The sequence below is a fragment of the Flavobacterium salmonis genome (assembly GCF_903819435.1).
Lineage (GTDB): Bacteria > Bacteroidota > Bacteroidia > Flavobacteriales > Flavobacteriaceae > Flavobacterium > Flavobacterium chungangense.
On sequence record NZ_CAIJDP010000060.1, the window covers coordinates 158,762 to 176,534 of the forward strand.

Sequence of the window (17,773 nt, forward strand, 5' to 3'; positions counted from 1 at the left end):
TAAATTTTGATGATTATTTTATTAGAGCAGAATTATAGCGGGCGCTCACTTCATTCCAGTTAATTACATTCCATACTGCCGATAGATAATCGGCTCGTTTATCTTGATATTTCAAATAGTAAGCATGTTCCCAGATATCAATACACAAAATAGGAATTCCTTTATTTTGCACATCATCCATTAAGGGATTATCCTGATTGGCGGTAGAACTAATCTCCAGATTGTTATTCCCAGACACACAAAGCCATACCCATCCGGAACCAAAACGGGAAAGTGCAGCCTGATCTAATTGTTGTTTTAAATTCTCAATACCTCCAAATTTTTCAGTTATAGCTTTGAGTAGCGCAGCCGAGGGTTTTGTATTTTTCTCCGGCGTTAAGAGCGTCCAGAACATCTGATGGTTATAATGCCCTCCTGCATTGTTTCTCACTGCCGCAGGCAAAGATGAAATCTTTGAAAAGAGCTGCTCCAGTGTCATTTTTTTATCTGCTGTAACTTTGAGCGCATCATTCAAATTTTTCACATATCCCGCATGATGTTTACTATAATGAATTTCCATCGTCTTTGCATCAATATAAGGTTCCAGAGCACCATAGGCATAAGGCAGTGGCTTTTGAACAAACTGAGCTGAGACTGATAAACTCAGGGTCAACATTACTATTAAAATCTTTTTGTTTAACATGTTTTTTGTTTTTATTGATTTGATAATCTTCGGAACTGCTCGGGTGTCGTGCTGGTCTGCCTTTTAAAAAAAGTAACAAAATAGGATGCATTTTCAAAACCCAGCTGATCCGCAATTTCATTTATAGAATAATTCGTAAAATGAATGAGCCGTTGGGCTTCTATCACAATACGTCTGCGTATGAGATCCCCTGCTGTATAATTTGTTACTTCCTTACATATCTTATTTAGATAATTTGGCGTTACGTGCAGCAGGTCTGCATAGGCAGCGGGCATTTTTTTCAATTTAAAATCCTTGTCAATAAGTTTCTCAAATTCTTTTATTTTTTGCTGTTTAGGCGTATTGTTTCCAACAAATCCCAAGGGATCATAAAGGTGCTCTAAATCGAAAAGCAAAATATTGAGATACGACCTAAGCACTTTCATCGACTCTCTTCTATGGAGAACAAACTCTTTAAAAAATATTTCCAGCAGGTATATCCACTTGTTTTTCTCCTCATCACTAAACCTTACAAATAATTTGGAAGTATCGTGAAGACAGGAAAATTGATCTAAAATGTTACTATTATAGCGCAGGGAGAAAAAATCTTCCGTGAAACAGATTATTTTTCCTTTCGCTTTCCTGTTAATGTCTATACTGCTTATGCAGCGTGGCTTTATAACGATAACCTTGGCATTATCGAGACGGATTTTCTGATTGTCAATGCTAATTTCTCCAGCTGCATCATCAATAAAGACAAGCATAAAGAAATCCTGCCTGTGAGGGTATTCCAATAAAGGAAATCGCTGCAGCAGGTTTGACAGGTTATCCATCCAGAAATGACTATCATCATCAGTAAATAAGCCCAGACCACGCAATGGTATTTCTGAGATTTGCATTTTTTTGATTTTATGATTAATACTAAAACGAGAGTATTACACGCATCTTGGAGGGTGGTAAATCGAAAAAACATAATTGGACTTTTGATTGCTCATCTGCAGCATTGGATGCTTTTTTTTTAATACAAAGCGTACCACTGTAAATGAAAACTGAACCTGAGTTTGTAAAAACAGCTGTAATTCCTTATAGGTTACCGTTGGAAATTTCTGCTCCTGCTTTTCATTTTCTTTTAATTTATTCTCCAGGTAGCATTTTCCATTACAAATCGGCACAGCATCAAACCTGTTGATACAGAAATTTTTGGCAATATAATCCTGATTGATGTAAAAATCACCAATAATCCAGATACTGCCTGCATTTTGAAATACAAGCAACATTAGAATAAATAAAGTGATACATTTTTTCATCAGTGAAAAATTTATTTAGTGGAACTTTCTTCTAAAAGATTTTTTACATCAGCGATCAGCCTTGTAGTTTCCTTTGGATTTGTCCCATCGTAAACACCACGAACATGCCTGTTCTTGTCAATGAGCAGAAATCCACCACTGTGCACAAAACCGCCAGGTTCATTTTTATCAGGATATGCTGTTGCAAAATAACTCTCGGTTGCAATTTTATAGATGCTGTCTCTGTGCCCCGTTACAAAATGCCAGTTCTTTTTTATACCGTTATCTACCGTATATGCTTTTAGGCGTGGTATAGTGTCATTATCCGGATCTATAGTATGAGAAAGAAACAATACCTCATCATTGGTTTTATATTCATCATATACTTTTTTGAGCTGCACATTCATTTTCGGGCAGATTGAAGGGCAGGAAAGGAAAATGAAATCAGCAATATAAATTTTGCCGTCAAAAGTTTTATTGTTTATCTCCAGACTGTCCTGATTGGTAAATGAAAAGTCTTTGATACGAGGGTACTGGGTTTCATTGCCCTTTACTATAGGATTTCCTAAAATTGGAAGCTTTTCCTGTGCTTTCTCACATGATATTACCAACAGACAGTGTATGATTATCAAAACTATTTTTTTCATGTTTTTATTTTTTTAAGTATTTATAAGAATAGATTATTATACAAACCTACACGTGATTTTTTTATAATGTGTAATTTAAATTGACACTCCATCTGTAATTGGCTTCCATTTTGCCCGATGATAAATTTTGATTAATTGGAAGCATGGCATTTACACCTATAGAAAATTTATCTTTTCCGGCTTCAAAACCAAATTTACCAAAGAGAATATCCCCAGCTGTATTGGGCAGATCCAGTCCGTGCTGTTTGTTGGTCTGGTAAACCTCACCTGCCACACCTGCCTGAGGTACTATTTGTACGGTATTTAAATCGAATAAATAAAACAGCGTAGCGGCATAATTGAACTGATCTCCATATTGATATTCTTTTTTATTCTCCGTTTTAAATACATAATTAAATGTCGTATTCAGACCTAAATCTTTTCTGTTGATGACATATTCCGAAACCACAGAATAGTCCCAGCTTCCGGTTCCAAGCTGGAAACTTTGATTGATACTTCCCCGATTATTAGCCTCGGTAAATTTACCAGTTGGCATTTTGATCCCTGCTCCAATGTTTATTTTATGAGTAAAAACCGCACTGTCTTTTTTTGTCTCAAAAACGGTGTACAATCCCATTACGGTAATATCGCCCAAACCGGAAATATTCTCAGTCCCTGTGATTAATTCCCTCTGGTGAAAATGATAGGGTAACAGTGCTGAAATCTGGATTTTATCAGTAATCGGAATCCTTGTCCATGCCTGAATCGTATTGAAAATTTCATCAATCCAGGGCGAATTGGCAAAGATTCCGTCTCGGCTGGTATAACTTTGCTTAAAATAGCGAATCCCTACAAAGTTATTATTGAGCATAGAACTAAATCCCATACTACCTCCGCTTGCAGAGCAGCCGCAGGCATCGCAGTCAAAGTCTTCCATCAGGGCCAGACGTTGAAAAGTAAATCTTGAAATACTATCTTTCTCTGTTGAACAGAAGGCTGTACTACTGACTAAAAGCATCAATACTGTTATTATCTTTTTCATTTTTTTGTTGTATTTATTCTGAAAACTGCTTATCGTTTAAATATTGATAATCGGTCAGCGTTTTCAAAAAGGCAATCAATTGTTTTTTTTCTGCTTCAGAAAGTGAAATGCCTAATTTTCCATTTTTATTCAATATAGGATCTAAAGTTGGCGAAGCCAAAACACCACTATTGTAATGTTCAACTACCTCCTGCAAAGTTCCAAATCTGCCGTCGTGCATGTAGGGACCTGTTTTTTCAACATTGCGAAGCGTTGGTGTTCTAAACTTTCCTAAATCTTCCAAATTATTGGTAATCCTGGCTCGGCCTCTTCTCATCATCAGCTCGGTATCATCTGTAAAATCATTATCGATTCCGTTATTATGGTATAAATTATCTGTCAGTAAAGGTGCTGCATGACAGGAAAAGCAAAATTGTTCTGCCAGTCCGAGTCCTTTAAGTTCCTCTTCATCCATCATACCGCCTGACTCACCACGCAGATACTTATCATATCTTGAATTTGCGGAGATCAATGTTCTCTCAAACTGAGCAATTGCCTTTACGATATCCGCTTGGTTAATTATCTTTCCAAATGCTTTTTCAAACATTTTCGGATAAGCGGCATCGGCATTTAATTCCTCAAGTAGTTCTTCCAGATTTTGGTGCATCTCATCGACGTGCGCCAAAGGGGCAAATGCCTGAGATTCCAGATTAGTAGAACCTCCATCCCAAAACAACCCATTATTGGCCCAGGCCAGATTGATGAGCGCCGGAGAGTTACGTTCCAGTGCATTTCCTGAAATTCCCTGTTTGGTAAGCGCAAAGCCGTCAGAGAAAGCTAAACTCTGCTGATGACAGGTAGCGCATGAAACCTGATTATTACCTGAGAGCCTTTTATCAAAAAACAACTTTTTCCCCAGTGCAATTCCGTCAAACGTCAAAGGATTTGTTTTTGAATCCACAAACTCAGGAAAATTACCAGGAACCAAAACCAATGGCTGTGGCTCCTGATAGTTATCATCAAGATCATTACAGGAAAAGCTTAAAAAAACCAAACCTGCAATGCTCCCAATTTTTATAATTCTATCTAACATTAATTATTCTACGCTTTTAACTGTAAAAACATTATTTTTATAATTATCAGCTGTTTTTGTCATTAATTCAGGCGTTTTAGCCGATACTTTTGGATTGGCTACCAAATCAATATCTTTTACAATTTTCTCCACATCAACATTCAAATTCAATTTGGCACTTTTGCCTGCGCTTACCACCAAAGGAGTCGGCAAAGTAATTTCTACTGTTCTGTAATTTGTATTTAAACCTGTTTCAACTGAGATAGCAACCGGAGTTCCCGGGCTAACATTTTTACCTGTAAGGCTGGAGAAAATATAACTTGTATGCCACATCCATGATACATTAGTCATACCGTTGAGTTGTGATAATTCACCATCCTGAATACTCATATTATCATTGTGGGCAGCATCAACTCCGACAGAGAAAATAACTTTAGTGTAGGATGCTGATGGAACATCTTTTAAATCAATGGTTTCTCTTTTAGCCGCTTTGTAGGTGAATTTTTCCTGAACCAGTATATCTGTGGTTTCTTCCATTAGAAAGAAAGAATTAGAAAGCGCATAAGTTTCATTTTTATCGCTTACCAGTTTAACATCACTGATCCAATAACGAAGATGGTCAAATTGAAACGACTGACCATTTATGGTAAAGGGAGTGTTTAATACAAAATCTGCAGCTCCTACCTTTGAATCAAAATTAAGCTGCGTATCTCCGCTTGTTGCCACCACTGCATCAGCAGCATCACTTGAACATGAATTGAGAGAAAGTAAGGCAATAAGGGCTAAAGAAATATTCTTAAAGTTTTTCATTGTTGTATTTTTTAAAATAAATTAAATTTTTAAAATTCCGAAAATCGTTTATCGGTTAAATATTGTGTGTCTGTGAGCGTTTTTAAAAAGGCAATGATCTGTTTTTTTTCTGTTGGTGAAAGTGCAATTCCAAGCCTGCCGTTTTTCTTTAAAAGCGGATCCAGTGTCGGGGAATCTTCTACGCCTGATTCATAATGATTCAAGACTGCTTCCAGTGTACCAAAACGACCGTCGTGCATATAAGGTGCTGTAACTTCAATATTACGAAGGCTCTGCACCTTGAACTTGTAATAATCCGAGGCTTTTTCAGTTACCTTGTAACGCCCCACGTCATTAACTTTTGGGTTTACAGCAAGACCGTTATTACGGAAAGAGTTGTCGGTCATTAGATCTGTTGCATGACAGGAAGCGCAATTGGTTTTAAACAAATTATATCCCGCAGTTTCATCAGCCGAAAAGTTACCTCCGGGTTCACTTCGCCTGAACTTATCAAACTTTGAGTTGGATGAAACCATCATCACCATAAATTGTGATAATGCCTTTAGCATATTCTCGGTTGTGATGGCTTTATCTTCAAAAGCCTGTCCAAAAAGCTTTTGGTATTCCTTATCACCTTTCATCATGGCAAGGATTGAATTCAGGTTTCCATTCATTTCAATTACGCTTGTAAGAGGAATAACAGGCTGTAAATCTAAATTTTCAGCCGCTCCGTCGTACATATAACTAGTTTGAAATGCCATATTTTGAATTGGCGGCGCATTACGAGTGCCTACTGCATTATCCACACCATGACTTACTGTATGCCCGTGATGGGTAAAGGCATTAGCCTGCAGGTGGCAAAAACCGCACGATACCAGTCCATCTGAGGCCAGCCTTCCATCATAGAAAAGTTTTTTTCCTAATTCAAAACCTTTTTCAGTGGGTTTGTTTCCTTCGATGTTATAGGCCGCAGACGGAAAGTTGGACGGTATCGCAAAATCCAGTGGAACATTGACGTACTGCTCTTCTTCATTATCAGAACAGCTTATCAAAAGGGGAACCACTAAACAAATAAAATATCTTAATTTCAACATATTTTTGAGTTTAAAAAAGCAAGTATCAATTCAACGTACATCAAAACAGGGAGCACTGCTTCATCCGCATAAATGCAGATAAAGGGGTATTCCGCGAAAAAAGAACGCGAATTAATTCCTGATTACTGTAAATATTTAGTCGTTGTGCACGTGATCTATTCTGAACATTTTTGAAATGTTAGTGGTTATTTTAGGCAAGGCTTCACCACCCATAATCATAGCTCCCATTTCGACTTCATTGTAGTCTGAGAGTTTTATGGTATTCTCTCCATCAAGAATTTTAGACAAGTCTGCTACGATATGAACAGCTGGAGTAATATTGCTTCTTACCAGTGCTTTTATAGGCAAATCCAAAGTTACCTCAGTATAATTATATGCACCTCCAATTTGTCCGGTATGAATCATAAAAGAAGCTGGTGAAGTAACACTTGCTGAAGTAAAAGTTCCCTCGAAAGCGAGATATTTATAACCCGCAGACCAGCTCCAAAGTAAATCTTTGGCCTGTGCTTTGGCTAAAAAATCACCCTGACCAGCAGCGCCCAATTGCCATTGCTCTTTATCAACTCCAATTCCAAATTTTACTTTGGTATAATCACCCGACGGAATATCGGTAAGATCAAACTGATAGCCTGTCGCCGTATCATTTTCATCGGCAATAAAATAGCTTTTTGCTTTTGGGTAGATAAAAGTCGTCCCGTCTGATTTGGTCAGGACAATGTTGCTTACAATGTAGCGTACCACATTTACCCTGAGTTTTTCATTGTTTGCTGTTGTATTGGTCTGGGTGTCCAGAATAAGATCATTACCATTAAAGGAATTATCAAATTTCAATGCTATTTTCCCCGTTTCAGCTGTTGTATTGTCCTGTTCCTGATCACTTGAACATGAGGTAATAAAAGCGCTCAAGGCTACTATTACTACTTTGTATAGTATCTTTTTCATTTGTATTTTATAAAAATTAAATTTAGTTCAGAGCATGAATGCTCCAATCACTGCGCAAAGCACAATGAGAAATTATCCCAATGAAATTGAGAAGGAATTTAAATTTATAAAATAGTGGTGGGTGGGCGGAAAGTAAGTGAGCAAACTCCAACAGGTTTGCTGTTTAAAAAAGCAAAAGTCTTTTGCTGTGCTTCTACAGGCTCCTCGAAAGTAAAGTTTACCTCAGATGAAATGCTGATATAGACAAGCTCTAATTTTTCTTTTAGGCTGTCCTGCATTTGTTTTTCGTTATCAGAATATTTCTTAAGGCTTTTCTGCAGTTCACATCGGCCGTTACACGAGTTAAAAACAAGTTTACGCTGTACACAGATGGTTTTGGCAATTTCCTGCTGATTTAATTTGAAGGAGGCATAAACAAACAAACTGCCCAGAGAAGGCAGAAAAATGAGACCGCAAAGTAATATGATAATATACTTTTTCAAGAATGTCAATTTGTTTATAAATGCAAAAATACACTAATTTTGTTTTTATTCTGAAGAAAGTTCCTGTTTTATTAAACAAAAAATATACTACAGGCTCTAATGGCGTCCTTTAGGGAAAGTAAATCAAAAGCCAGATAAAGTAAAAAAACAAAATTAAATTATCACCAATACTGGTTCGAATCAATGAGATACGGTCTGCTTCTGATCTCGCTTAGTAAACTGCGAAAATTCAAATAAAATTTTATCTTTACAAAAAAAGGGCATTGAAACAAAGCATTAAAAAAAATTCTATTAATGATATCCTTGAAGCATTGGGCGACACCCCTCAGTCGGAAGGACTTCATATCTATATGAGCAAGGAAGATATCAGCGAAAGCCCTTTTCCTTATCCATTCCGCTCAGACAGCTATACCATTATGATCATACTGTCCGGGAGTTCGAGAATTCAATTTAATTTACTTGATTACAGTATTCAGGCGCATGATATTGTGCTTATTTCTCCTCATACGGTCACTCACATTAAGGAGATAGAAAGCAGCATGTCCCTTATTGCAATTAGCTTCACCATGAATTTTGCATTAAACCACAGCCTTAACCGCACTGATGTAAACGCCTTTGAGTTTTTTGCTTCCAAAACTGCACTGAGCCTTAAATTAAAACAAGCGGAAATAGACAGCCTTGTGCAGCTTACTCAATTACTGTACGAAAAGAACACTACTGTAAGTACGTTTTATGGCAAGGAACTTTTAATACACAGTTTTAATTTATTAATGTATCAGGTTGCAGCCATTTACAGCGAAAAGTATGCTTCCATTGTTACTAAAATGACCCGCAAGGAAGAACTTACTTCCAAATTTATAAAACTCCTGGAGGAAAATTTCAAAAAAGAAAGAAAAGTACAGTTCTACTCTGACGCCCTGAACCTGACTGCAGCACATCTTTCTAAAATACTTAAAGAGGTATCGGGTAAGACAACGGGAGAACTCATAGATGCTGCCATTATTACTGAGGCTTGTATCCTGCTTTCCAATCCGGCATTAAACGTATCGCAGATATCTGATGAACTGAATTTCAGCGACCAGTCTTTCTTTGGTAAATTTTTTAAAAAACATATCCGTTTATCACCATCAGAATACAGGAGAAAGGCATAAGATACCAGCTGAAACAAACCTGCTTCATACTATAATTAACCAACAGTATCCCTCTATTCTCCTATTTCTGATTTTGCATTACCGGACGGAGTCGAAAACAAAGGAATCATTAAATTCTATAGGGCTGTCGGGCATGAAATACGAGATCCCCATATAACTTGCTACAACGCCTCGTCCCTGTTTTAGTTTATTCCCGCTGCGAAGAAAAATGATAGGGCTTATCGTCTTACTTCCCCCATAGCTGATGTATCTGAATTTACCCCGCAGGGTATCCCCAGATATCTCACCTTCCACGGCCCCCGAATCCTTCATAGAACGGCTGACGTAATACACTTGATAGGTGCCGTAAAATCTCTTTTCATATGCTGTGATCTCTAAAAATGCCGTATCCTTTGCTTTTACTGCGGTATATAAAATGCGCTGTTGTTTTACATCATTGCAGCTGAAGAGGCAAAAAAGTACAACAGCTATAACAGCCCCGTAAATCCCATATTTTAATATTTCAACCTTCATCTTAATAATTTTTAATACTACATTTATTTTTGAACATTCTTATCGCTAATAAAACCTGTAAAATGTTGGTTTAATGATAAAACCGACCCTGAGCATTCCCCGCTCTGATTTAAAATCAATAAGGCTCTCGCTATAGCCCTGCCACCACTGCAGGGTAATGAGCTGATTGGCATTTTTTGTAAGCCGGTAGCTCACAGCTGTATTAACACTACCCTTAAAATCCCAGTCTGCTCCTTTTCTTACCGTTATGTCAAAAAACAGTCTGTCTTTATCCAGTGCCCACTGCAAGTGCCCTTCCCCATAGCCAATATATCTGGGCAGAGAGGGATTATTATCAATTAGAAAAGGGATCCATGCTTTAAGGCTCAGAATGAGTCTTGGCGAAAATATCCTTGTAAACCCAACTGAAACAGTATTCAGGCTTCGTGAATAAATACTGTCACGCCCATTGGATTCATGCTCAATTCCAAGGGTTAGTGCTCCAAAGAACTTATCATCCCTAAATACAGGTTTTAACAGCATAAGGCCGGGATTATAGTTGCTTTCCTCAAATGGGCTTGATGCTTTATATACTTTCCAGAATGATTTCTGGGTATAGGTTAAATAGGGATAAAACCCCGTTAAAGGTTTATTGGATAAACGCTGTTTAAAACTGAATTGAAATTTTGCGTCCATAGTGTTTCTCGTAGGTGTCTGGCTGAGATCAACGCCGGTTACAAAATAATTATCCTTGTATATCGAAAATGCGGGAAGCCTTGTGATAACAGCATGGACCGAATCCCTTTCAAGGGGAATCTGTCCATAAGTCCATGCGGTAAAAAAAAGCAGTAAAAAATTTAGTTTCATGTAATGGTATTCATTACTGCAAATTTATTGCGGTAACCTTGTCTGGAAAAGGTCATTTTTAAGCCAAAATTAGTCAGTTTCTGGTTTTTTTTCAATCGGAGCTTATACCAATGAAATGATCAGGTGTGTTTAAACTCAGTTCCACCTTAAAGAGGAAATATATATCGTTTTTTACTTCTGTCTTAAATAAAAAATTCAAAATATTTTATTTTATAAATTTGACAGTTTACATTTACAAAGAATCTTTTAACAGAAGTGCATCTTTTGATCAAGATGTACAGCCGGGATTCCTATTCTCTATTTTCCTTTAAAGATTTTCTAACTATTTAATTATAATAAACAATGTCAACAACCAAAAATCTAAAATTTGAAACACTTCAGGTGCATGCAGGACAAGTCGCTGACCCGACAACGGGTTCCCGTGCTGTACCTATTTACCAGACAAGTTCCTATGTATTTGAAAATGCGGAACACGGCGCCAACCTGTTTGCCTTAAAACAATTTGGAAATATCTATACGCGGCTTCAAAATCCGACTACGGATGTTTTCGAAAAACGTGTCGCTGCATTAGAGGGAGGTATTGCAGCACTGGCTGTTGCCTCGGGACAGGCAGCACAGTTCATTGCCTTGAACAATATTTTAGAATCCGGAGACAACTTTGTTTCAAGCAGCAATATATACGGGGGCACTTACAACCAATTTAAAGTATCCTTCAAAAGACTCGGCATTACAGTTCAATTTACAAAAGAAACTTCAGCCGAAGGCTTTGAATCACTTATCAACGAAAACACAAAAGCATTGTATCTGGAAACAATAGGAAACCCAAGTTATGATATTCCGGACTTTGATAAAATAGCAGCTGTAGCTAAAAAATACGATTTGCCCCTTATAGTGGACAATACATTTGGAGCAGGCGGTTATTTATTCAGACCCTTGGAACACGGTGCGGCAATTGTAGTAGAATCGGCAACAAAATGGATCGGCGGCCATGGAACCAGCATAGGCGGAGTGATTGTCGACGGAGGCACTTATAACTGGGGAAATGGAAAATTTAAACAATTTTCTGAACCTTCAGAAGGCTATCATGGAATGGTTTTCGCTGATGCCTTTGGAATCAACAGCCCTTTTGGTAATATTCAGTTTGCTATTCGTGCCCGTGTTGAAGGACTTCGTGATTTCGGACCAGCTATCTCTCCATTCAACTCTTTCCAACTGATTCAGGGTTTAGAAACATTATCACTTCGTGTGCAGCGCCATGTTGATAATACCTTAGAAACTGCCAAATGGTTAGAAGCACATCCGCAGGTCGAGAAAGTAAATTACCCGGGGCTTGAAAGTTCTCCAAGTTATGCCAACGCCCAAAAATATTTTAAAAATGGATACGGAGCCGTTCTTTCTTTTCAAATAAAGGGTGATGTGACAAAAGCGGATTCGTTCATTGACAGTTTGGAACTGATCAGCCATCTTGCAAACGTGGGAGATACAAAATCTTTGATCATTCACCCTGCGGCAACCACGCATCAGCAGTTAAGTGCAGAAGCGCAAAAAGCGGCGGGCGTATTTGTGGGACTGTTGCGCTTATCTGTCGGTATTGAGCATATTGATGACATCAAAGCTGATTTACAACAGGCCTTTGACAAAATAAAATAATAGCTTTGCTTTACATGAAATCCTGCAAAGAGATTTAAGTAAGTCGAAAGTTTTAAAGTCAAAAGAATCATATTAAAATAAACAGCTTTAAACCAATACATTACATGATTTAAAAACACGGCATTATACTGTGTTTATTACTTAAATAAAAAAATAATTGAATAAAAAAAGCCTGCAAAAATAATATTGCAGGTTTTTTTCTGTTCATTATTTTAAAGAGTTTGTATATCTAAATATTACACGATTTACATTTTTAATAATTAGAGAACGCCAGTAATGGTATTTCCAATCCTGCTGCCATCATTCTGGTTTTACTTGTATGAACCAATGAATCCCAGAAGCCGTATTTTTTAGGCACCATCACTAAAACATCAGGATTATACTTTATAATTTCTTTCTTTATCTCATCAATAACGGCATTGGAATGCACTGTCTTATAAATGTATTTTTCATCTTCAAATTCTTTTGCTGAATTTGATCCTATCTGGTTCTCTTCTTTAAGTTCCTCTATGCTCTGATTAACATTAAAAAATTCGATTTCCATTCCAAAGCCTTCAACGAGTCCTTTAAGCCAGCCAAGTTCTTTAATGGTGCTCCAGCTTAATGCATCGCATGCATACAGTATTTTTTTCAGGCCTTGAAAACGGGCATTTTTCGGCACTGCCAAAACAGGAAAATTTATATTCTTAATTACCGATGTGGTGGAGTTCCCCAATAAGTCCTGTTCAAAAGAATGCTCCGCCATTCCCATCACTATTAGATCAGCACCTGCTGCATCAATGACAGACAAAAGTTCATCTTCCAAGAAAGAATAACTGCAGTAAGAACTTACTTCAATCTTGAACACGGCTGCTGTTTCACGGCTTAAAGTATCCAGTCTTGAACTGGCTTTATCTAATTCTTTCTGCATTTCATTGGCACTGATTAGTGAATTGGCGCTATGCACACTTAGTGAGAAAGCGTTAAATAAAACTAGTTTTGCCCCTATTGCTTTTGCAAATCCGGCTGCATAGATAACAGCATTTGATGCGGTTTGAGAATAATTCGTGGCGGCAATAATGGTCAGCTGTGAAGTCATTGTGTTTATTTTTAAATTTAAAAACTCATCGTATTCTATTTCTCAGGTAATTGAAGTACTATTTAATACTCCCCAATTGTTTTTTTGTATTTAGCTTCCATAATTTTATAGCCGGCTTTAGCATCAATAACCTCAGCGTATGCTTTCTGCCAGAGCACCTGTGCTTCTAAAACATCTTCTCCCAGAACTGTTCCTGCATCAAAACGGTCCTGATTCAGACGCAGGTTTTCTTCTGCCTGCTGCAGTGATTTTTTGCTGAGATCAATTTGTGTAACCGACTGGTTGAGCATGAGCCATGCATTTTGAATCTCGATGCTTAATAATTCTTTGGTTTCTTCCAGTTCAAATTTTCTGGCTTCCGTTTGAAACCCCTGCTCCTTAACTTTTTGCTTCCTCCCTCCCCAATCGAGTATAGGCACCGACAGGGTCACTAATCCTACAAAGGCCTGCATATCATCATTACCGTTAGAAAAATTGATCTTTTTGCCATAGGATGCAAGACCGTTAGCGCTCACTGCCAGTGTGGGCTTTTGGTTTCCTTCTAATAATTTACCCTGATACTGCTGAATTTCGACTGCCTTATTAAGTATACCAATTTCCGGACGTTTGTTTATTGCTGTTTTAACATCTGAATGGCTTATGAGCGCTACTTCTACAGCAGAATCCTCTTTAATATCAAAATCAACATTATACAGCCCTGTTATTTGTGTAAGGTTTAACTTCGCCATTGCAAGACCGTCATTTGCCCTTGTTAAATTCAGCATCGCTTCATTGTGTTGCACCTCAACTTTCAGAAGATCATTTTTGTAAATAAGTCCTGCATCAAAAGAATTCTGAAGATCATTTTTCAATGTATTTAATAGTTTCAGGTATTGCTCAGCCAGAGCTGCTTTTTCTTTTAAATTGACAACCTGCCAATAGGCTGTTTCGGCACTTAGTAATACCTCATCTTCTGTCAGCTCTTTCTGTGCAGTCTGCAGTTCAACAGCAGAACTTGTCATTTTTTTTACTGTCTGAATTTTATTTCCTGCATATATAACCTGCGTTAAAGCCACTGAACCGTTTGCACTATATTCCGGAAGTAACGTTTTAAAAGGATCCGAAAGATACAATCCAAAAACGCTTGCATCAATTGTGGGTTTTGCTGCCGCTTTTGCAGCCGCATTCGCCGCTATGGAGGCATTAATATTACTTTGTGCTTTTTTAAGTTTTTTATTATTTTCTAAAGCCTTACTTTTTACCTCCTGCAATGATAATTGCTGCTGAGCCTGAACATATCCTGACATCAACATCATCAAGACTAATAAAAATGCTGTATTGTGTTTTCTTTTCATGTCTATTCATTTTTAAAACTTTCCTGCCGAATCTTTTTATTCCGACTCAACAGGAAGTTTAAATTTGTTATTTATCAATGCGCCGGTTTGTACATTACATCATCTTCCCCATCAGGCTGATCTTCCGGCGCCTCATCATGGATAATTGGATTTTTTAAAAATTTATAATACATCACAGGAACTACAAAAAGTGTCAATATCATTGAGAAAATAAGGCCAAAGGCCAGTACGCTTCCCAGAGGCGCCCACATAGGTGACTTTCCTACAATCATAGGCACTACTCCCACTGCTGCTGCTGCTGAAGTAAGAAAAATCGGTCTCATTCTTCTTTTTGCAGCTGCTATTGCCGCCGCCTTATGCTTGTAACCATGATCCCGAATAAGCTCATCGGCATAATCGACCAGTATAATTCCGTTCCTCACCACAATACCAATCAGACTTATGATCCCCATAAAACCGGTCATTCCCAGAGGATTTCCTGTTACAAGAAGTCCTAAAAAAGCACCGAAAAGACTCAGTAAAAATGTACAAAGCACAATTAGTGCTTTTGCCAGACTCTTAAACTGAAAGAGCAGCGTTAAGAAAATTAAAATAAGACTTACCCCCAGAGACACTCCCATACGCGGTGCATTCTCTCCGCTTGATTCTGCATCTCCCCCATATTGTATCGTAGTTCCGGACGGTAGTTTAAGAGCATCTATTTCAGGCTGGATATCCTGAAGAATTCGAGACGGTTTTCTGCCCAGCTGCGCTTCAGAATATACGCTCAGCATTTTGAGTCCGTTTCTTCTGAGCAGCATTCCTGTATGCCACTGCGGATCGAGGGTAGCAACAGCTTTAAGCGGCACTTTTTTTCCATATCGGCTTGAAATGTGGAGGTTTTCCAGTGCAGTAAGGTCTTTTCTGCTCTTCTCATCAAAACGAAGAAATATGTCCACTGTTTTATCCCCTTCCCACAATGTTGAAATGGAATAGCCTTTTAAACCCGCCCCTAAAGTTTGCGTGATTGCCTGAGTGCTTATGCCCAGACGATTGGCTTTGGCATTGTCTACATTGAGTTTTACCCCCATATAGTCGTATTCATTACTCAGACGAACATAATTTACACCTTCCGCCTTTTCTAAAATTTTCTTTATTTGTAATGCTGTTCTTTTTTGATCCGCTTCATTTTCGCTTATCACACGAATATCAATCGGAGCCCCTTCCTGAAAGCTCAGCTGTTTGATCTTCACCGCGCCATCCTGCATAAAGCCTTTGAGCTTCTCTAAATACTCTTTTGCCATTTCATTGGTGGCATCACTATCCGTTGTAGTAATAAATACCTGTGCAAAATGTTTTCTTGGCGTTTCTGGAGCGTAAGAAGTATGGAAACGGGGCGAACTCATCCCGATAAAACTCGTCACATCAACCACACGCTGATCTTTTTTCAAGATTTGTTCGAGCTCTTTTACTTTTTCTACTGTTTTTTCCAATGATGTCCCATTGGGCATCCAGACTTCCATATTAAACTGGTTTCTTTCACTTAAGGGAAAAAATTCTGAGTCAACTTTAGTAGCTATAAAAAGAGCAGCTAGGATAGAAAGTACTCCCAAACCAATAGTGATTTTTGGATTTCGAAATGCGGCCTCTACCCCTTTATCAAAAGCAGACTGAAGATGATCCAGCAGATTTTTCTTTAAAGGCCTGTCGCTTACTTTGTGTTTTAACCCCTTTTTAATAAATACATAACAGGTATATGGAGTAAAGAGCAGGGCAACCAGCATGGAAACAATCAGCGCAATGGCTACTGTTACAGGCAGGTAAAACATAAAATCCTTGGCAATACCGTCCATGAAAATGGCCAGTGGCAAAAATGCAAATATGATGGCCAGCGTTGCAGTAAAAATAGGAACCATCAACTGTTTGGCAGCCTGCCATGCACCTGTCCAGGGTTCTACACCTTCATCCAGTTTTTCGATATAATTATCTACTACCACTATGGCATTATCCACTACCATTCCCAGTACAATGATAAGCGCGGCCAATGTTACCTGATGCAGTTCAACCCCCATCATGTTCATAAAAGCAAATGTGATCAGCATCGAAATTGGTGCTGCTGCAGAGGCCACTAAGGCAATACGGAAAGGCAGCAACAGCATAACCACCAAAAGTACTGATACAATAGCCAGTCCAAATTCCTTCATGAAATGGCTGATGCTGTGCTCGACATCATTAGGCTGGTTTACAATGGTTTTCATCTTCACATCCGGCGGGAAGGTTTTTTGTATAGCGGCAATCTTTGCTTCTACTTCTTCACCAAATGCTACGATATTATTTCCAGGAAGCATATCAACAGATAATACCATGGCTTTCTCTTCGCCTACGCGCACAAATGAGGATTTTTCTTCAAAACGCCTTTCAATCTGTGCAACATCTTTCAATCGTACAATGGTTCCCGAAGGTGTTGTATAAACAATCTGGCTGGCAATATCATTCTCATCCTTATAGCGGCTGTTGGTGTATACAGGAATAATATTATTGGAACCCATAGAAACTTCACCTGTGTAACCGGTAATATTCTGCTGCTGCAGCACTGCCATAAGTGCGCCGGCATCTAAACCGTATTGCTGCAGTCTTTTGTCATCTATCTTAATATAGATCTGCTGTCTTTGTCCTCCTGAACGATTGATTTTAGAAACCATCGGGATCACTTTGAGACCGTCTTCTAGTTTATCGAGGTATTTTTCTATCTCGGCGTACGAACGTTCCTTTGACGATACAGAGATAATCATCGCCGTTACATCTGCAAAATTACTGTTGATAAACGGGCCGATAACTCCCTGAGGAAGTTTTGAGCGCAGATTGGCATCCATATCCAGCTGGAGTGTATGCCAGAACTTTTTACGGTCTTGTACTGTTGTATAAATTTCTGTTGTTATAAAAACCTGTCCTTCACGAACCTCAGACTTTACTTTTTTCTTCTTGATTTCTTCAAATGAAAACAAGTACTGTTCTATTTTTTTTGCTACTTCTTCTTCTACCTGATGCTCGTCGGCACCCGGATAAATGGCATAAACCAAGGCTGTGGGCATGTCAATTCGGGGATTTTCGCTTCGGGGCATATTCACTAAAGAATTAATCCCCATAATCATCAAAAGGACAACAAGCACAATGACAACCTGTTTATGTTTCATTGCGGCTTCCAAAAAGTGTATGTTACGCTTTGTCATGTTTTAAAATAATTTTAGG

At 38.2% G+C, this 17,773-nt stretch carries 17 protein-coding genes; 2 read left to right on the top strand and 15 right to left on the bottom strand.

The features are described from left to right. Nucleotides 1-13: 13 nt before the first annotated feature. The 10 genes from FLACHUCJ7_RS05400 to FLACHUCJ7_RS05445 all read right to left on the bottom strand — a co-directional run bounded on the left by FLACHUCJ7_RS05400 (nucleotide 14) and on the right by FLACHUCJ7_RS05445 (nucleotide 7,973). Nucleotides 14-682 carry a superoxide dismutase gene (locus FLACHUCJ7_RS05400; RefSeq protein ID WP_180908192.1) on the bottom strand — a complete coding sequence of 223 codons (669 nt, stop codon included), beginning with the start codon at nucleotides 680-682 and terminating at the stop codon, nucleotides 14-16. Between the two features lie 11 nt (nucleotides 683-693). Further along, entirely contained in the window at nucleotides 694-1,560 is an 867-nt protein-coding gene (locus FLACHUCJ7_RS05405) for a helix-turn-helix domain-containing protein (RefSeq protein WP_180908193.1), read from the bottom strand. A gap of 36 nt (nucleotides 1,561-1,596) precedes the next feature. Further along, complete coding sequence (locus tag FLACHUCJ7_RS05410; protein WP_180908194.1) at nucleotides 1,597-1,968, bottom strand: hypothetical protein; 372 nt, start codon at nucleotides 1,966-1,968, stop codon at nucleotides 1,597-1,599. A gap of 11 nt (nucleotides 1,969-1,979) precedes the next feature. Further along, on the bottom strand, nucleotides 1,980-2,594 hold the full coding sequence (locus FLACHUCJ7_RS05415) for an SCO family protein (protein WP_180908195.1): 615 nt from the start codon (nucleotides 2,592-2,594) through the stop codon (nucleotides 1,980-1,982). A 61-nt stretch (nucleotides 2,595-2,655) separates the two neighbouring features. After that, nucleotides 2,656-3,615, bottom strand: coding sequence for a transporter family protein (locus FLACHUCJ7_RS05420; protein WP_180908196.1), 960 nt, complete (start codon nucleotides 3,613-3,615; stop codon nucleotides 2,656-2,658). A gap of 13 nt (nucleotides 3,616-3,628) precedes the next feature. Next, nucleotides 3,629-4,687, bottom strand: a complete 1,059-nt coding sequence (locus tag FLACHUCJ7_RS05425) for a cytochrome-c peroxidase (RefSeq protein WP_180908197.1) — start codon at nucleotides 4,685-4,687, stop codon at nucleotides 3,629-3,631. Nucleotides 4,688-4,690: 3 nt separating this feature from the next. Then, complete coding sequence (locus FLACHUCJ7_RS05430) at nucleotides 4,691-5,476, bottom strand: MbnP family protein (protein ID WP_180908198.1); 786 nt, start codon at nucleotides 5,474-5,476, stop codon at nucleotides 4,691-4,693. Nucleotides 5,477-5,505: 29 nt separating this feature from the next. Further along, nucleotides 5,506-6,549, bottom strand: coding sequence for a cytochrome-c peroxidase (locus FLACHUCJ7_RS05435; RefSeq protein ID WP_180908199.1), 1,044 nt, complete (start codon nucleotides 6,547-6,549; stop codon nucleotides 5,506-5,508). Between the two features lie 135 nt (nucleotides 6,550-6,684). Continuing rightward, the gene (locus tag FLACHUCJ7_RS05440) at nucleotides 6,685-7,491 is read right to left on the bottom strand and encodes an MbnP family protein (RefSeq protein WP_180908200.1); all 807 of its coding nucleotides are present in this window, start codon (nucleotides 7,489-7,491) and stop codon (nucleotides 6,685-6,687) included. Nucleotides 7,492-7,595: 104 nt separating this feature from the next. Further along, nucleotides 7,596-7,973: a hypothetical protein gene (locus FLACHUCJ7_RS05445; protein WP_230408796.1), complete on the bottom strand. Its 378-nt coding sequence runs from the start codon at nucleotides 7,971-7,973 to the stop codon at nucleotides 7,596-7,598. Between the two features lie 263 nt (nucleotides 7,974-8,236). Between FLACHUCJ7_RS05445 and FLACHUCJ7_RS05450 the strand changes: the two genes are divergently transcribed. Next, nucleotides 8,237-9,124, top strand: a complete 888-nt coding sequence (locus FLACHUCJ7_RS05450; RefSeq protein ID WP_180908201.1) for a helix-turn-helix domain-containing protein — start codon at nucleotides 8,237-8,239, stop codon at nucleotides 9,122-9,124. A 78-nt stretch (nucleotides 9,125-9,202) separates the two neighbouring features. Here the strand turns inward: FLACHUCJ7_RS05450 and FLACHUCJ7_RS05455 are convergent, their stop codons facing one another. Further along, nucleotides 9,203-9,637, bottom strand: a complete 435-nt coding sequence (locus FLACHUCJ7_RS05455; RefSeq protein WP_180908202.1) for a hypothetical protein — start codon at nucleotides 9,635-9,637, stop codon at nucleotides 9,203-9,205. A 45-nt stretch (nucleotides 9,638-9,682) separates the two neighbouring features. After that, nucleotides 9,683-10,483, bottom strand: a complete 801-nt coding sequence (locus tag FLACHUCJ7_RS05460) for a phospholipase A (protein ID WP_180908203.1) — start codon at nucleotides 10,481-10,483, stop codon at nucleotides 9,683-9,685. Between the two features lie 342 nt (nucleotides 10,484-10,825). Here FLACHUCJ7_RS05460 and FLACHUCJ7_RS05465 point away from each other — a divergent pair, with 342 nt between their 5' ends. Continuing rightward, nucleotides 10,826-12,133, top strand: coding sequence for an O-acetylhomoserine aminocarboxypropyltransferase/cysteine synthase family protein (locus FLACHUCJ7_RS05465; RefSeq protein WP_180908204.1), 1,308 nt, complete (start codon nucleotides 10,826-10,828; stop codon nucleotides 12,131-12,133). Nucleotides 12,134-12,386: 253 nt separating this feature from the next. Here the strand turns inward: FLACHUCJ7_RS05465 and FLACHUCJ7_RS05470 are convergent, their stop codons facing one another. The 3 genes from FLACHUCJ7_RS05470 to FLACHUCJ7_RS05480 all read right to left on the bottom strand — a co-directional run bounded on the left by FLACHUCJ7_RS05470 (nucleotide 12,387) and on the right by FLACHUCJ7_RS05480 (nucleotide 17,754). After that, a complete protein-coding gene (locus tag FLACHUCJ7_RS05470) occupies nucleotides 12,387-13,211 on the bottom strand; it encodes a universal stress protein (protein ID WP_180908205.1) in 825 nt (274 codons plus the stop codon). 62 nt (nucleotides 13,212-13,273) lie between these two features. Beyond that, entirely contained in the window at nucleotides 13,274-14,545 is a 1,272-nt protein-coding gene (locus FLACHUCJ7_RS05475; RefSeq protein ID WP_180908206.1) for a TolC family protein, read from the bottom strand. Between the two features lie 74 nt (nucleotides 14,546-14,619). Beyond that, nucleotides 14,620-17,754 carry an efflux RND transporter permease subunit gene (locus FLACHUCJ7_RS05480; RefSeq protein ID WP_180908207.1) on the bottom strand — a complete coding sequence of 1,045 codons (3,135 nt, stop codon included), beginning with the start codon at nucleotides 17,752-17,754 and terminating at the stop codon, nucleotides 14,620-14,622. Between the last annotated feature and the right edge of the window lie 19 nt (nucleotides 17,755-17,773).

Excerpts from the sequence above, each read along its gene's own strand:
- FLACHUCJ7_RS05400 (WP_180908192.1), bottom strand. The coding sequence starts at position 682 with ATGTTAAACAAAAAGATTTTAATAGTAATGTTGACCCTGAGTTTATCA.
- FLACHUCJ7_RS05440 (WP_180908200.1), bottom strand. The coding sequence starts at position 7,491 with ATGAAAAAGATACTATACAAAGTAGTAATAGTAGCCTTGAGCGCTTTT.
- FLACHUCJ7_RS05455 (WP_180908202.1), bottom strand. The coding sequence starts at position 9,637 with ATGAAGGTTGAAATATTAAAATATGGGATTTACGGGGCTGTTATAGCT.
- FLACHUCJ7_RS05430 (WP_180908198.1), bottom strand. The coding sequence starts at position 5,476 with ATGAAAAACTTTAAGAATATTTCTTTAGCCCTTATTGCCTTACTTTCT.
- FLACHUCJ7_RS05405 (WP_180908193.1), bottom strand. The coding sequence starts at position 1,560 with ATGCAAATCTCAGAAATACCATTGCGTGGTCTGGGCTTATTTACTGAT.
- FLACHUCJ7_RS05470 (WP_180908205.1), bottom strand. The coding sequence starts at position 13,211 with ATGACTTCACAGCTGACCATTATTGCCGCCACGAATTATTCTCAAACC.
- FLACHUCJ7_RS05435 (WP_180908199.1), bottom strand. The coding sequence starts at position 6,549 with ATGTTGAAATTAAGATATTTTATTTGTTTAGTGGTTCCCCTTTTGATA.
- FLACHUCJ7_RS05475 (WP_180908206.1), bottom strand. The coding sequence starts at position 14,545 with ATGAAAAGAAAACACAATACAGCATTTTTATTAGTCTTGATGATGTTG.
- FLACHUCJ7_RS05410 (WP_180908194.1), bottom strand. The coding sequence starts at position 1,968 with ATGAAAAAATGTATCACTTTATTTATTCTAATGTTGCTTGTATTTCAA.
- FLACHUCJ7_RS05480 (WP_180908207.1), bottom strand. The coding sequence starts at position 17,754 with ATGACAAAGCGTAACATACACTTTTTGGAAGCCGCAATGAAACATAAA.
- FLACHUCJ7_RS05415 (WP_180908195.1), bottom strand. The coding sequence starts at position 2,594 with ATGAAAAAAATAGTTTTGATAATCATACACTGTCTGTTGGTAATATCA.
- FLACHUCJ7_RS05420 (WP_180908196.1), bottom strand. The coding sequence starts at position 3,615 with ATGAAAAAGATAATAACAGTATTGATGCTTTTAGTCAGTAGTACAGCC.
- FLACHUCJ7_RS05460 (WP_180908203.1), bottom strand. The coding sequence starts at position 10,483 with ATGAAACTAAATTTTTTACTGCTTTTTTTTACCGCATGGACTTATGGA.
- FLACHUCJ7_RS05465 (WP_180908204.1), top strand. The coding sequence starts at position 10,826 with ATGTCAACAACCAAAAATCTAAAATTTGAAACACTTCAGGTGCATGCA.
- FLACHUCJ7_RS05425 (WP_180908197.1), bottom strand. The coding sequence starts at position 4,687 with ATGTTAGATAGAATTATAAAAATTGGGAGCATTGCAGGTTTGGTTTTT.